Source organism: Aquabacterium sp., from assembly GCF_029946005.1.
Taxonomy (GTDB): Bacteria; Pseudomonadota; Gammaproteobacteria; order Burkholderiales; family Burkholderiaceae_C; genus Aquabacterium.
In genome coordinates this window covers 97,550-112,790 of the sequence record NZ_JAQSDR010000008.1, presented here as the reverse complement: position 1 = coordinate 112,790, position 15,241 = coordinate 97,550, and the positions used below count along the sequence as shown (strand labels likewise).

Annotated in this window: 12 protein-coding genes; 4 read left to right on the top strand and 8 right to left on the bottom strand. The window is 64.2% G+C overall.

Annotated elements, in window-relative coordinates:
- Positions 1-22: 22 nt before the first annotated feature.
- From PSV38_RS05515 to PSV38_RS05490, 6 genes are all read right to left on the bottom strand, one after another.
- Complete coding sequence (locus tag PSV38_RS05515) at positions 23-1,198, bottom strand: BMP family ABC transporter substrate-binding protein (protein WP_300545736.1); 1,176 nt, start codon at positions 1,196-1,198, stop codon at positions 23-25.
- A gap of 66 nt (positions 1,199-1,264) precedes the next feature.
- Positions 1,265-2,200: an ABC transporter permease gene (locus tag PSV38_RS05510; protein WP_300545733.1), complete on the bottom strand. Its 936-nt coding sequence runs from the start codon at positions 2,198-2,200 to the stop codon at positions 1,265-1,267.
- Entirely contained in the window at positions 2,197-3,255 is a 1,059-nt protein-coding gene (locus PSV38_RS05505) for an ABC transporter permease (protein ID WP_300545730.1), read from the bottom strand. Before PSV38_RS05505 ends, PSV38_RS05510 begins: the two co-directional genes overlap by 4 nt.
- Positions 3,242-4,753 carry an ABC transporter ATP-binding protein gene (locus PSV38_RS05500; protein WP_300545728.1) on the bottom strand — a complete coding sequence of 504 codons (1,512 nt, stop codon included), beginning with the start codon at positions 4,751-4,753 and terminating at the stop codon, positions 3,242-3,244. The genes PSV38_RS05505 and PSV38_RS05500 overlap by 14 nt, the downstream gene beginning before the upstream one ends.
- A gap of 18 nt (positions 4,754-4,771) precedes the next feature.
- Entirely contained in the window at positions 4,772-6,172 is a 1,401-nt protein-coding gene (gene guaD / locus PSV38_RS05495) for a guanine deaminase (RefSeq protein WP_300545726.1), read from the bottom strand.
- Positions 6,173-6,178: 6 nt separating this feature from the next.
- The gene (locus PSV38_RS05490) at positions 6,179-7,192 is read right to left on the bottom strand and encodes a LysR family transcriptional regulator (RefSeq protein ID WP_300545724.1); all 1,014 of its coding nucleotides are present in this window, start codon (positions 7,190-7,192) and stop codon (positions 6,179-6,181) included.
- Between the two features lie 129 nt (positions 7,193-7,321).
- On the opposite strand from PSV38_RS05490, the gene xdhA reads away from it, so the two are divergent.
- Genes xdhA through PSV38_RS05470 form a run of 4 tightly spaced genes read left to right on the top strand, consistent with a single transcriptional unit; the run spans position 7,322 to position 13,409 of the window.
- Positions 7,322-8,821, top strand: coding sequence for a xanthine dehydrogenase small subunit (gene xdhA / locus PSV38_RS05485; RefSeq protein ID WP_300545722.1), 1,500 nt, complete (start codon positions 7,322-7,324; stop codon positions 8,819-8,821).
- Complete coding sequence (gene xdhB, locus PSV38_RS05480; protein ID WP_366526641.1) at positions 8,818-11,130, top strand: xanthine dehydrogenase molybdopterin binding subunit; 2,313 nt, start codon at positions 8,818-8,820, stop codon at positions 11,128-11,130. The genes xdhA and xdhB overlap by 4 nt, the downstream gene beginning before the upstream one ends.
- Positions 11,131-11,135: 5 nt before the next feature.
- Positions 11,136-12,008 carry a xanthine dehydrogenase accessory protein XdhC gene (gene xdhC / locus PSV38_RS05475; protein ID WP_300545717.1) on the top strand — a complete coding sequence of 291 codons (873 nt, stop codon included), beginning with the start codon at positions 11,136-11,138 and terminating at the stop codon, positions 12,006-12,008.
- A gap of 3 nt (positions 12,009-12,011) precedes the next feature.
- On the top strand, positions 12,012-13,409 hold the full coding sequence (locus PSV38_RS05470) for an 8-oxoguanine deaminase (RefSeq protein ID WP_300545715.1): 1,398 nt from the start codon (positions 12,012-12,014) through the stop codon (positions 13,407-13,409).
- An 8-nt stretch (positions 13,410-13,417) separates the two neighbouring features.
- Here the strand turns inward: PSV38_RS05470 and PSV38_RS05465 are convergent, their stop codons facing one another.
- A complete protein-coding gene (locus PSV38_RS05465; protein ID WP_300545713.1) occupies positions 13,418-13,828 on the bottom strand; it encodes a GFA family protein in 411 nt (136 codons plus the stop codon).
- A gap of 119 nt (positions 13,829-13,947) precedes the next feature.
- Positions 13,948-15,171: a lipase family protein gene (locus tag PSV38_RS05460; RefSeq protein WP_300545711.1), complete on the bottom strand. Its 1,224-nt coding sequence runs from the start codon at positions 15,169-15,171 to the stop codon at positions 13,948-13,950.
- Positions 15,172-15,241: the final 70 nt, after the last annotated feature.

Here is a 15,241-nt window from a genome sequence, read left to right as displayed (position 1 = left end):
TCAGTCACTCTCGGTCAAAAAATCACTTGCTGGAAGGCACCGCGCCATCCACACCCTTGACGTAGAAGTTGATGCCGCCCAGGAACTTGTCATCGGCCACGGCGTCTTTGGCCAGCACTTCCTTGCCATCCTGGCCCACGATGGGGCCCTTCCAGATGACGAAGCTGCCGTCCTTCAAGCCTGCCTTGACCGTGTCCACCTTGGCCTTCAGGTCAGCGGGCACCGCGTCAGACACGGACACCAGGTCAATCGCGCCTTCCTTCACGCCCCACCACACGCCGCCGGTCGTCCAGGTGCCTTCCAGTGCATCCTTGGTGGCCTTGATGTAGTAAGGCGCCCAGTTGATGATGGCCGAACCAAGGTGAGCTTTGGGGCCGAACTTGCTCATGTCCGAATCCCAGCCAAAGGCGTACTTGCCCGCCTTCTCGGCCGTTTGCAGCACCGCGCTGGAGTCGGTGTTCTGGAACAGCACGTCGGCGCCCTGGTTGATCAGGCTTTGCGCGCCTTCGGTTTCCTTCGGAGGATCAAACCAGTTGTTGATCCAGACCACTTTGGTCTTGACCTTGGGGTTCACGCTTTGCGCGCCCAGGGTGAAGGCATTGATGTTGCGGATTACCTCGGGGATGGGGATGGAGCCGACCACGCCCAGGGTGTTGGACTTGGTCATGCCGCCCGCGATCACGCCCGCCATGTAGGCGCCTTCATAGGTGCGCGAATCGTAAGTGCGCATGTTTTCGGCCGTCTTGTAGCCGGTGCCATGTTCGAACTTGACGTCCTTGTGGTCGGCCGCCACCTTGAGCATGGGTTCCATGTAGCCAAAGGTGGTGCCGAAGATCAGCTTGTTGCCCTGGCCGACCATGTCGCGCAGCACACGCTCGGCATCTGGGCCTTCGGGCACTTTTTCCACGAACGTGGTCTTGACCTTGTCGCCGAACTCTTTCTCTACCGCCAGACGGCCCTGGTCGTGGGCGTAGGTCCAGCCCGCATCACCCACGGGGCCCACATAGGCAAAGGCGATGTTCAGGGGGGGCGCAGGTGCGGCAGCCACGGAGGCGGTCGCCTCAGGGGTGGACGCGGCAGAAGCGGCGTCGGGCGCGGCTTCATCCTTCTTGCCGCAACCCACCAGGGCGGCGGTGGCGGCAATGCTGGCCCAGCCAGCCGCTTTCAACAATGAACGTTTGGTCAATGGTCGAGTCATGTCATCTCCAGGGTGGACAAATCAAAACAACTGATGAAACCGACAGCCAGGGGCGATGATGCCTTGTCAGCTGCCTGGATGGAAGGGCTTGCCCAAGGACGCGGGCATGTTGACGCGTATCCACGTCGGATTGCGGGAGATCAGCACCAGCACCACGATGGTGGCCAGGTAAGGCAGCATCGTCAGCCACTGGCTGGGAATCTGAATGCCCTGCCCTTGCAGCTGAAACTGCAGCATGGTCACGCCGCCGAACAGGTAAGCACCCAGCAAGACGCGGGCCGGGCGCCAGGTGGCGAAGGTGGTCAGCGCCAGGGCGATCCAGCCCTTGCCGGCCACCATGCCCTCGACCCACAGCGGGGTGTAAACCACCGACAGGTAAGCCCCCGCCAAACCGCACAGCGCACCTCCGCCCATCACCGCCATCAGGCGAATGCGGCGAACGGGGTAGCCCAAGGCATGCGCTGATTCCGGCGACTCGCCCACGGCGCGCAGGATCAGGCCTGCCCGTGAACGATAAAGGAACCAGGCCAGGGCCGCCGTGAAGGCAATGGCCAGGTACACCAGCGGGTGCTGCTTGAACAAGGCGGGCCCCACGAACGGGATGTCTGACAGGTAGGGGATGGCGAAGTTGGGCCGCTCGGGCAGTTTTTCTTGCGTGTAGCGAATGCCCGCAAAGGCCGACAAGCCCGCCCCGAACAGGCTGAGCGCCAGGCCGGTGGCGTACTGGTTGGTGTTGAGCCAGATCACCAGCACGCCGAACACGGCGGCCAGCAAAGCCCCGGCGGCCGCTCCCGCCATGAAGGCCAGGGTGTCGCTGCCGGTGTTCACACCCGTGGCAAAACCGGCGATGGCGGCCACCAGCATCAGGCCTTCGGCCCCCAGGTTGACCACGCCGGAGCGTTCGTTGATCAACAACCCCATGGCCGCCAGCCCCAGCACGGTGCCCGCGTTCAACGTGGCGGCCAGCAGCAAGGCCAGCGAGTCAGGGGTGAAGACGCTCATTTGGAAACCCAGCGCAAGCGTTGATGGATGAAGGTGTCGCAGGCCAGCAGGCAGAACAGCAACAGGCCCTGGAAGACGCCGGTCAGCGCCTTGGGCAGGCCCAGGCGCGATTGGGCCAGTTCGCCGCCGATGTAGAACATGCTCATCAACAGGGCCGAGAACACGATGCCGACCGGGTTGAGCCGCCCCACGAAAGCCACGATGATGGCGGCGAAGCCATAGCCCATGGGCACGAAGGGCGTGAGCTGGCCTTGCGGCCCCGCCGCGTCAAGCGCGCCCGCCAGACCGGCCATGCCGCCCGAAATCAACAGCCCGGTCCACAAGGCGCGGCGCGACGAAAAGCCCGCATAGCGCGCCGCCGCCGGGGCCAGACCGCCCACCTGCAACTGAAACCCGGCGTAAGTGCGCGACAGGAAAATGGTGAACGCCACCACCGCCGCCAAGGCGATGTAGACGCCAATGTTCATGCGGAAACCGCTGACGATTTTGGGGATGCGGGCCGGATCCAGGAAGGTGATCGTTTGCGGAAAGTTGTAGCCCTGCGGGTCTTTCCAGGGGCCGTAGACCAGGTAGCTCAGCAGCATCTCGGCCACGTAGACCAGCATCAGGCTCACCAAAATCTCGCTGGCGTTGAAGCGGTCGCGCAGCAAGGCCACGATGCCCGCCCAAACCATGCCGCCCAGCATGCCCGCCAGCAGCACCGCCGCCACGATCCAGCGCCCGGTGTCGGGCGTGGCTTGCATGGCCACCCAGCCACCGCAGATGGCGCCCAGCACGAATTGGCCTTCGGCCCCGATGTTCCACAGGTTGGCGCGAAAACACACGGCCAAACCCAACGCGATCAGCACCAGGGGCGTGGCCTTGATGGTCAGCTCGGTCAGCGAATAGACGCTCTTGATCGGCTCGAAAAAAAACATCCGCAAACCATCGACCGGGTTCTTGCCCAAGGCCACGAACAGGAGCGATCCCACCAGCACCGTGATCAACAAGGCGATGACGGGCGAGCCCACCATCAGCAGCCTGGAGGGCTGGGCGCGTGCTTCAAGCTTGAACATGGGCGCCCTCCCACAAGCCGCTCATCCAGATGCCGATCTGTTCGACCGTGGCCTGGCCCGCGTCAATGCTGGGCGACAGGCGCCCTTGGGCCATCACCATCAATCGATCGCTGACTTCAAACAATTCGTCCAACTCCTCGCTGACGATCAGCAGCGCGCAACCCGCGTCACGCAGCTTCAACAACTCGCCACGGATCTGCGCGGCCGCTCCCACGTCCACGCCCCAGGTGGGCTGGGACACCAGCAGCAGCTTGGGCGAGGCATCGATCTCGCGGCCCATGATGAACTTTTGCAGATTGCCCCCCGACAGGCTCTTGGCCGCCGCGTTCGAGCCCCCGGCCTTGACCTTGAAGCGGCTGATCAGCTCGGATGCCATGCCGTGGGTGCCCTGCAAGCGCAACCAACCGCCAAAGCCGACGGCATCGGTGCGCGTTAACAGCGTGTTCTGCGCCAGCGACATCACGGGCACGGCACCCCGGCCCAGGCGCTCTTCGGGCACGCTGTGCAGCCCCCACCGGCGCCGTTCGCGTGGAGATTCCCCGCTGACATCACGCCCAAACAGCGTGACCATGCCTGGCGTGGTGCGAGGGTCTTCGCCGCTCAAGGCCGCCATCAGGGCTTGCTGGCCATTGCCCGACACCCCCGCGATGCCAACGATCTCGCCAGCCTGCACTTGCAGGCAGATGTCTTGCAAGTTCACGCCAAATGGGTCTTGCTTGGCGAGGTTCAAGTTCTTGACCACCAAGGCCGTGGCCCCCAGCACCGGCGCCACGCGCTTGAGCTGCGGCGGCTCGGAGCCAATCATCAAACGAGACAAGCTGGCATTGGTCTCTTGACGAGGATCGACCTCGCCCGTGACCTTGCCGCCACGCAGCACGGTGCAGCGGTGGCACAGCGCGCGGATCTCGTCCAGCTTGTGGCTGATGTACAGGATGGAGCAACCGCGCTCGGCCAGTTGGCGCAAGGTGACGAAAAGCTTTTCAACGGCTTGCGGCGTCAGCACCGAGGTCGGCTCGTCAAGGATCAGCAATTGCGGATTCGTCAGCAAGGCGCGCACGATCTCGACCCGCTGGCGCTCGCCCACGCTCAAGGTGTGCACTGGGCGCCAGGGATCGACCTCCAAGCCATAGTCGCTTGAGACGGCCTGGATGCGCTCGATCACCTCGGGCAATGTCCATTTTTTGTCCAGCCCGAGCCAGACATTTTCGGCGGCGGTAAGTGTGTCGAACAGCGAGAAGTGCTGGAACACCATGCTGATGCCCAGCGCGCGCGCTTCTTGTGGCGAGCGCACCTGCACCAAGGCATCATTGAAGTAGATCTCGCCAGCGTCGGGTTTGACCGCGCCGAAGATGATCTTCATCAAGGTGGATTTGCCAGCGCCGTTCTCGCCCAGCACAGCGTGGATCTCGCCTGGCAGGACGTGCAGGCTGACATCGTCATTGGCCCGCACCGCAGGGTACTGCTTGGTGATGTTCTTGAGTTCTAGGCGGTACGACATAAAAAGCGCCTGGGCGCGTTATTGAACTGCGGCCTGAGCGACCGACGCGGCCTGATGCACGCATTGGCCCGCCACATAGGTGCTGACCAGATTGCGTTCATCGCCCATGGTCACCCAGGCAAAGATGCGCTCGTGCAAATGCTCGTGCAAAACGCGGGCCAGGCGTTGCTGAGCGACCTCATCGCGGTGCTCGGCCACCGGCCCTTTGGCCACATTCCACACCACCACATCGGCCATGCACCCGGGCTCCAGACGGCCGATTTCATCGGCCAGGCCGAGGTGGCTGGCCGCACCCAAGGTGCAGGTGTACAAGGCCTTCCACGCGGACAGGCGCACGCCTTGCAAGGCCTGGATCTTGTAGGCATCGGCGATGTTGCGCAGCATGGACAGGCTGGTGCCACCGCCCACGTCACTGGCCAGGCTCACGTTCACGCCTTCGCGCTCGGCTTCAAGCCAGTTGAACAAACCGCTGCCCAGGAAGAGGTTGGACGAGGGGCTGTGCGCGATCTGCGCACCGTGCGCCTTCAAGACCGCGCGGTCGTTGGCATCCAGCCAGATGCCGTGGGCCAGCACGGCGCGCGGGCCAATCAGGCCGTCGCGGTCGTACACGTCCAGGTAGCTGCGCGCGGTGGGGAACAGCTCACTCACCCAGCGCACCTCGTCGCGGTTCTCGGCCACGTGGGTCTGCATGTAGGTGCCCGCGTAGGCCTGGCACAGGCGGCCCGCCATGGTCAGTTGCTCGGGGGTGCTGGTGGGCGCGAAGCGCACGGTCACGGCAAAAGCCTGGCGATCCTTGCCATGGAAGCGGTCGATCAGGTCGACGCAGTCTTTCTCGGCCTGGTCCACGTCGTCCAGCAAGCCTTCGGGCGCGTGGCGGTCCATCAAGACCTTGCCGGTGATCAGGCGCATGTGGCGCGCACTGGCCATGTCGAACAGGGCTTCGGCGCTGACTTTGTGCACCGTGGGGAACACCACCGCACTGGTCGTGCCGTGGGCCCACAGAGCGTTCAGAAAACGCTCGGCGCCTTCGCGGGCCACCAGTGGATCCACATAGCGGCGCTCGGCCGGGAAGGTGTAGGTGTTGAGCCAATCGAGCAGCTCGGCACCATAGCTGGCGATCACGTCCAGTTGCGGGCAATGCACGTGGGTGTCGATGAAACCCGGCAGGATCAATTGACCCCGGTGATCCGTCACCGGCACATCGGCCCAGTCTTGCGGCATCGGCTGGCTGGCGGGCTGGATGGCCGCGATGCGCTCACCTTCGATCAGCAGAACGTGGTCGGCTCGCCAGCGCACACCGGGTGCTTCGTCCGGCAAGGCAAAGCCTGGGTCGGCGGTGAAATCCAGCAGATCACCGCGCAACACCCGTCGGGTCTGGGCGGCTTGGCCGTGGGCAGGATTCAATCGGGGATCAGGCATGAAAGCTCACTGTTTGGCCGAAGAACCCATCACGGGCAAGGTCTCGGCACGCAAAGGAGGGCGAACCTGGTGCAGACCACGCACCACGTCGCGCACTTGCTCTCGCAACCAGCGGCTGGCCGCTGAATGGTGCGTGAGATCGTGCCACAACTGATAGTAGTTCATGGCGGGGAACGGCACAGGGCACCGGATGATCTTGACGCGCAACTGTTGCGCGTAACGCTCACAGAAGCGGCGCCCCGTGGTCAACACCAGCAAGGAGCCTGCCACCATGTAAGGCAGTTGGGCAAAGTGCGGATTGCGCACCACGATGTTCCGGCGCAAGCCCTGCATGGCCAAGCGCTCATCAATGACTCCCACGGCGCCGGGGTGCAAGGCTGGTGGCGACACGTGCTCGGCCGCCAGGTATTGCTCGATGGACCAGGCGCGTTTGCCTTCCTTGGGCAAGCGCGCGGCGGGGTGGTCTTCTGACACGAGGCAAACCACCTCATCGGTCAGCAAGCGGCCCAGGTGCAGTTCGTCAGAGGGCTCCAGCCAATTGCCGATCACCAGGTCCACTTCGCCGCGCGCCAGGCTGCGTCGGTGGTCCAGCTCGGCCGTCAACTGCACCACGTCGACCTTGATGTTGGGCGCCAGGCGGCGCAGCCTCAGGGTGAGTTCGGGCAGGAAAAATGGGTCGAGGTAGTCGGTGGCCGCGATCCGGAAGGTCAGCGTGGTGCTGGCAGGATCGAAGTCGCGCACCGAATTCTTGTGGCCGAACATGCTCTGCGCGTGCTGCAGGATGGCCGAGGCGGGCTCCAGCAGGCTCAAGGCCACATCGGTGGGTGCCATGGCCTGGCCACATCGCACCAAAAGCGGGTCACCCGTGAGCTCGCGCAGCCGCTTCAGCTGGGTGCTGACGGCGGGCTGGCTTGATTGAAGGCGAAGGGCGGCCTTGGAAACGCTGCACTCAGTGATCACAGTGTGTAGGACCCGGATGAGGGAAAGGTCGATCTTGTCGAAAACAGCGTCCTTGCTCATGTGCAGCGGCAGATAGTTATTATGATCATGATGGTATAGCGGCAAAGCCCAATCGCAGTACCCTCTGATGCGGGATCCCCATTCAGCGGGGTGCGCCTTTCAATGCTTTTTGCTGCTCCAGGAGTCACCATGAGCGACCCGACACCCCGTCCGATTCGCTTTTTCCACCAAGGGCAGATTCACACCGTCGAGGGGCTGCCGCCCACCACCACCGTGCTGCAATGGCTGCGTGAACAGGCCCACTGCACCGGCACCAAGGAAGGCTGTGCCGAGGGCGACTGCGGCGCTTGCACCGTGGTCGTTGGCGAGGTCGACGAGTCAGGCCAGACGCTCACCAAGACCACGGTCAACTCGTGCATCCAGTTTTTGCCAACGCTGAATGGCCGGGCGCTCTTCACAGTTGAGGATTTGCAGGGCATGAATGGTGGCCAACTGCACCCTTGCCAGCAGGCCATGGTCGATTGCCACGGCTCGCAATGCGGCTTCTGCACGCCGGGCTTCGTGATGTCCTTGTGGCAGGTCTATGAAGACCAGGTGCAGGCTCTGCCACGCCAAGACTTGGCCGATGCGCTGTCCGGCAACCTGTGCCGCTGCACCGGCTACCGCCCCATCCTGGACGCGGGACAAAAGATGTTCGAAGCGCCGCGCGTGGTGTTCGACCCGACCCCAGCGCTGGCGGCCTTGAAGGCGCTGACCGCATCCGACGAGACCTTCTTGCACGAAGCGCCCGAGGCCACCAACCCTGCACAGCGAGTCCGCTTCGTCGCACCGGCCACCTTGAACGAGCTGGCCCACTGGCGCCAAAAAATGCCCCAAGCGAGGCTGCTGGCGGGCAGCACCGACGTGGGCCTGTGGGTCACCAAGCAGATGAAGCCTTTGGGCGACATCCTGTACCTGGGCCGCGTCAAGGAGTTGAAAACCATCGCCGCCTCCAGCACCGGGCTGACCATCGGCGCCGGCGCTTCGCTGGAAGACGCCTGGGCCGCCATCGTGCAGCGCGTGCCCGCCCTGCGCGAGGTCTGGCTGCGCTTTGCGTCGCCGCCGGTGCGCCACGCGGGCACCCTGGGTGGCAACATTGCCAACGGCTCGCCCATCGGCGACAGCGCGCCCATGCTGCTGGCCCTGAACGCCGAGGTCACCTTGCGCAAAGGCGACTGGCAACGCACCCTGCCCTTGTCGGCCTTTTACCTGGACTACATGAAGAACGCGCTGGAACCCGGCGAGTTCCTGCAGTCCATGCACATCCCCTTGCCCCAAACCGATGACATCGTGCGGGGCTACAAAATCTCCAAGCGCCGCGACAGCGACATCTCCGCCGTGTGTGCAGGAATGATGTTGCGCATCGACGGCGGCGTGATCGCCGAGGCTCGGCTGGCGTGGGGCGGCATGGCCGCCACCGCCAAGCGCGCGGCCTTGACGGAGGCCGCCCTGGTCGGCCAAGCCTGGACCGAAGCCACCTTGCGACGCGCACAGGCTGCTTTGGCCCAAGACTTCAAGCCCATGACCGACCTGCGCGCCAGCGACAGCTACCGGTCGCGCGTGGCCGCCAACCTGCTGGAACGTTTCTGGCTTGAAACCCGACCAGAGCACGCACTCACCGCCGAGAAGGTGCAGGTATGGCCCGCATGATCAACACTGCTTCGGCCGCTGGCCAATCACTGCCGCACGAATCGGCCCACCTGCACGTGGCCGGTGCCGCGCCCTACATCGACGACCTGCCCGAGCTGGCTGGCACGCTGCACTGCGCCTTAGGCCTGTCGCCTGTGGCGCATGGCCGTTTGATCGGCATCGACCTTGGCACCCTCCAGGCCATGCCCGGCGTGGTCGCGGTGCTGACCGCCCAAGACGTGCCCGGCAAAAACGATTGCGGCGCCATCATCCACGACGAACCCATCCTGGCCGATGGCGAAGTGCACTTCCTGGGCCACCCGGTGTTTGCCGTCATCGCCACCGACCGGGAATCGGCCCGCCGCGCCGCCGCCCGCGCCAAAGACGTCATCCAGGTCGAAGCCCTGCCCTCGCTGCTGACCATCGAAGCGGCCCACGCGGCCCAGTCTTACGTGGTGCCGCCCATGCACCTCACGCGTGGCGATGCGGCTGGCGCGATGGCCAAAGCCCCACACCGCTTGAAAGAACGCTTCTACCTGGGCGGCCAGGAACAGTTCTACCTGGAAGGCCAGATCTCATACGCCATCCCGCGCGAGAACCAGGGCATGTTGGTGCACTGTTCCACGCAGCACCCCAGCGAAATGCAGCACCACATCGCGCAAGCGCTGAACCTGCATTCGCACCACATCCAGGTGGAATGCCGACGCATGGGTGGCGGCTTTGGCGGCAAGGAATCGCAGTCGGCCGTGTTCGCCTGCATCGCGGCGATCGCGGCTCAAAAGCTCAAGCGCCCGGTCAAGCTGCGCGTGGACCGCGACGACGACTTCATGATCACCGGCCGCCGCCACTGCTTCATCCACGACTACGAGATCGGCCACGACGAGCAGGGCCGCATCCTGGCCGCCCGGGTGGACATGGTCTCGCGCGCAGGCTATTCGGCCGACCTGTCGCCACCCGTGATGACGCGTGCCCTGTGCCACTTCGACAATGCCTACTGGCTGCCCGACGTGGACATGCATGGCTATTGCGCGCGCACCAACACGCAAAGCAACACCGCTTTCCGAGGCTTTGGTGGACCACAAGGCGCTCTGGCGGTGGAGGTAGCGCTGGACAGCATCGCCCGCAAGCTCAAGCTGGATGCGCTGGACGTGCGCTTGGCCAACCTCTATGGCCTGCAAGAGAACAACGTCACGCCCTATGGCCAGACCGTTGAAGACAATGTGCTGCGGTCCTTGATCGACGAGCTGGTGGCCAGCAGCGACTACCGCGCGCGCCGCCAGTCTTCGGAAGACTTCAATGCCAGCAGCCCGGTGTTGAAGAAAGGCCTGGCCCTGACGCCGCTCAAGTTCGGCATCTCCTTCAACGTGGTGCACCTGAACCAGGCCGGTGCCCTGGTACACATCTACACCGATGGCAGCGTGCTGGTGAACCACGGCGGCACCGAGATGGGGCAAGGCCTGAACACCAAGGTGGCGCAGATGGTGGCGCACACCCTGGGCGTCAGCATGGGCCGAGTGCGCGTCACCGCCACGGACACGGCCAAGGTGGTCAACACCTCGGCCACCGCCGCCTCCACCGGGTCCGACCTGAACGGCAAAGCCGCCGCCGATGCCGCGCGGCAAATCATCGAGCGGCTGACAGAATTCCTGGCCGAGCGCGAAGGCATGGCGCCGGATGCGGTGCGCTTCGCCGATGACCATGTGGAGATCGGCGATCAGACACTGCCCTTCGAGCAAGTCATCAGCGAGGCCTACTTTGCCCGCGTCCAACTGTGGTCCGACGGCTTCTACACCACGCCCAAACTGCACTGGGATCGCACCACCATGCAGGGCCGTCCCTTCTTCTACTTCGCCTATGGCGCGGCCGTGAGCGAAGTGCTGGTCGACACTCTGACCGGCGAATGGAAGCTGCTGCGCGCCGACGTGCTGCACGACGTGGGCCAGTCCATCAACCCGGCCGTGGACATCGGCCAGATCGAAGGCGGCTTCATCCAGGGCATGGGTTGGTTGACCAGCGAAGAGCTCTACTGGCACCCGCAAACGGGCCGCCTGATGACGCACGCGCCCTCGACCTACAAGATCCCCACCGCCAGCGACTGCCCGGCCGATTTCCGCGTCAAGCTGTTCGACAACATCAACGTGGAAGACACCATTCATGGCTCCAAGGCCGTGGGTGAGCCGCCCTTGCTGCTGCCGTTCTCGGTGTTTTTGGCGATTCGGGATGCGGTCTCCAGCGTGGGCCACCACCGCATCGACCCACCCTTGCGCGCGCCCGCCACACCCGAGGCCATCCTTGACGCGGTCGATGCCGTCAAGGCCGCATTGGTCTGAACGCCATGAACAGCCTGAGCGCCCGGGCACTGCGACGCACCGCCGAGCAATGGCGGTTGGCGGGGCACCATGCCCTGGTCGTTTCGGTGGACGAGATCAAAGGCTCAACCCCGCGCGGCACCGGCACGCGCATGCTGGTGTCCGGCACCAAGGTGGACGGCACCATTGGCGGCGGCCACCTGGAATGGCAGGCCATTGACTTGGCCCGCCATGCCCTGAAAGAGAGTACCCAAGCGACGGCGCCCTGGTCGCGGACCTTCCCGCTCGGCCCCACGTTGGGCCAATGCTGCGGGGGTGTGGTGACCTTGCGCTTCGCGCCTTTGAACGACGACACCCTCGCCAACTGGTCCCTGACCCCTCCCCGCTTTCACCTGGAACTGCATGGCGCTGGCCATGTGGGCCAAGCCATCGTGCGCCTCCTGGTGGACCTGGACTGCACCGTGCGCTGGATCGATGAACGCGCCGAAGACGCCAGCCTGCCCAACGCCGAGCAACCCGGCCTGCCCAGCCCGGAGATGCTGGCCAAGCTACCACCGCACATTCAGTGGCTGGACACCGAAGCCGCCGAGCTGGAAGTGCTTGACGCGCCCACCAACGCCTGCCACTTGGTGCTGACCCACCGCCATGACCTGGACCTGCGCATCATCGACGCCGTGCTGCGCCGTGGCGACTTCAGCTTTGCCGGCCTGATCGGCTCGCAAACCAAGCGTGCCAGGTTCCTGCACCGGCTGACCGAACACGGCATCCCGCCGCAAACGCTGAACCGCCTGACCTGCCCCATCGGCCTGCCCGGTGTGAACGGCAAAGAACCCGCCATCATCGCCATCGCCGTGCTCGCACAACTGCTGCAACAAACTGCACCACCCCACCAGGACTGACCCGTGCTGCTCATCAAGGACGCCGAGTGCGTTGCCACCATGGACGACGCTGGGACCGAGTGGCACCAGGCCAGCGTGCTGATCAAAGGCAGCGAGATCGTCGCCGTCGGCCCCACGGCAGACTTGCCCCCTGATCTTCTGGCCCAGGCCACGCAAACCATCGACGCACGCGGCCACATCGTCATCCCTGGCCTGGTGAACACGCACCACCACATGTTCCAGAGCCTGACTCGGGCCATTCCTGCTGCGCAGAACGCCGAGCTGTTCGGCTGGCTGCGCACGCTCTACCCCATCTGGGCAGGCCTGACGCCAGACATGGTGCACGTGTCCACCCAGGTGGCCATGGCAGAGTTGCTGCACAGCGGCTGCACCACCAGCAGTGACCACCTCTACATCTACCCCAATGGCGTGAGGCTTGACGACAGCATCGCCGCCGCGCAAGAAATCGGCATGCGCTTCCACGCCAGCCGAGGCAGCATGAGCGTGGGCGAGAGCGATGGCGGCCTGCCACCCGACCACCTGGTCGAACGCGAAGACAACATCCTGCGTGACTCTCGCCGCCTGGTCGAAACCTTCCACGACACCCGCCGCCATGCGATGGTGCGCGTGGCACTGGCACCCTGCTCACCCTTCTCGGTCAGCCCCGATCTGATGCGCGAATCAGCATTGCTGGCGCGAAGTTTCAAACAAGGCGTGCGCCTGCACACCCACCTGGCCGAAAACGACCACGACGTGGCCTACAGCCTGGAACGCTTCAAGCTCACACCCACGCAGTACGCCGAATCCCTGGGCTGGCTGGGCGCCGATGTGTGGCACGCCCACTGCGTGAAACTCGACGACCACGGCATCACCCGCTTTGCCGCCACCGGCACCGGCGTGGCGCACTGCCCTTGCAGCAACATGCGACTGGCCTCGGGCATCGCGCCCGTGAGGCGCATGTTGGACGCGGGTGTGAAGGTGGGCCTGGGCGTGGATGGCTCGGCCAGCAATGACGCCGGCCACCTGATGGCCGAAGCGCGGCAAGCCATGCTGCTGGCCCGCGTGGGCCGCAGCCTCGAACCTTTTGGCTGCGATCACGGACCCGCCAGCATGAGCGCGCGTGATGCCTTGCGCCTGGCTACCCGTGGCGGCGCCCAAGTGCTGGGCCGCTCTGATGACATCGGCCAGATTGCACCTGGCCATGCCGCCGACCTGGCCATCTTTGACCTGCGCACCTTGGGCATGGCGGGCAGCGCGGTGCATGACCCGCTGGCCTCGCTGCTGATGTGCCATGGCCAGACGACGGCCTGGACCATCGTCAATGGACGGGTGGTGACCGACCATGGGCAATTGATGAACGTGGACCAGGGGAAGCTGGTGGAGCGACACAACCAGATGGCGCGGCAATTGGCAGGCGCCTAGCCCCTCATTCAAACGGCTGGTCCGTTCGCCTCATACCGCGGGGCCTGCACATCGTCTTGCGCCGTCCACCAATTGGCCTTGGACGCGTCAAAAATGTGAAAGCCGATTTTGGTTTTGACATGCCCCTGCAGCGTGCCCACCCGCAAGCGCAACACCCCTGGCAGCGAGGTGCGCTGGCTGAACAAGGGCGAACCACACGTCTTGCAGAAACAGCGGTATTTGCCAGGCGATGACTCGTAGCGCTGGATCAGGCTGATGCCCGACAGCCAATCCACCTGTGCCTCATCCACAGGGATGTTGGTGACAAAGGGCGTGCCTTGCGCACGGCGGCATTGGCCGCAGTGGCAGACCTGGATGGGCGGCAGTTCGCCGGACACGGTGAAAGTGACGCCTCCGCAAAGGCAACTGCCACGGTGCATGGCCGTCCTCCAGAGATTGAGATCTCAGAAGTTTAGACGGTCCCTGGGCGCAAGTTTCCATGGCCCAGAAACACGAAGGCCCGCGACATCGCGCGGGCCTTCGCCAGAGAAAGAACGCCTTACTTGCAGTTGTTCGGCGCCACCTTGCCGTCGAAACGGTCCAGCAGGTAGTTCAAACCACCGCTCAAGCCCAAGGCGCCGAGCACGTGGTCGGTGCCAGAGACAGGCTTGTATTGCACCTTGGCCCCATTGGCGCAGTAGTAGGCCACCAAGTTGTCAACGTCCGCAATGGGCATCAGTTGATCGCCGACGCTTTCAAAGATGTGCAGTGGGATTTTGGGTGCGTACTGGCCCATGGTGTTTTCACGGTTGATGGCCTGCATCAGGGGCAGGTTCAAGAAGTTGGGATCCTTCAACAGGTCAGAACCCTTCTTGTAGGCGTAGGCCGTCAGCAGATTGGGCGAACCGGTCAGGCAGCGTGTGCCAATGTCCTTGATGGCCTCGATGCCCACTGGGGTGGCGTAGTCCTCGACCTTGATCTCGGGGTAGCCGCGTGACAAGCCCACGACTGCACCCAGGTAAGCACCAGCCCAGAACGTGCCGTCAACCTTCTTGGCCACGTTGATGGGGTTGACGGGCAAGCCGCCTTGGGCCGCACCGATGATCTTCAGATCGGGCGCATAACCATTGGCCAGTTCAGCGGCCCAAGCCGTAGCAAAACCGCCGCCAGAGTAACCCAACATGCCCACAGGCGTCGACGCATTCAGGCCGCTCTTGGGGAACTTCAATGTGGCACGGATGCCGTCGAGCACGCCCTGGCCGCTGTTCTTGGCGACGATCCACTGCGACTCAAGGCCTTCATAGTCGGCCATGGTCACGACGTAGCCCTTGTTCAGCGCCGACTGGAAGAAGGTCTTTTCCAGCAGGGTGTTGGACGTGGCCTGGCCCGAAGGCGAGCAGTCCAGCGTGAGGCTGTCGTAGAACGATTGGTAAGACAGCAACTTGCGACCGGTGGCAGGCGCGGCCTTGGGGATCAGGATCGTGGTCACCATGGCCACGGGCTGGTCCTTGGTGTTCGTCGAGCGGTACATCAGCTGCCAGCCTTCCTTGAGGCTGGTGCCCAGAGAAGCGGCAGGCAGTGCGCGGTAGCGCAGCACGTTGCCAGGAGCCTGGGCGGCCAACTCTGCACTGGTGGGCGAGGTGTAGAAGGCGTCAGCGGTGGGCTTGAGCTTGGCATCCACCGTGGGATAGACCTGCTGGGCCTGGACCAGGCTCGTCATGGACAGTGCACCCGCGCAGGCGAGGCCTGCGATGGAGGTCAGGCGTTTTACAGTTCGATTCATGTTGTTCCTTTAACGGGTTAATTGATTGGAAGGGCGGGGTTCAGTTCAATTGCCTGTCGTTTTCCCGCTG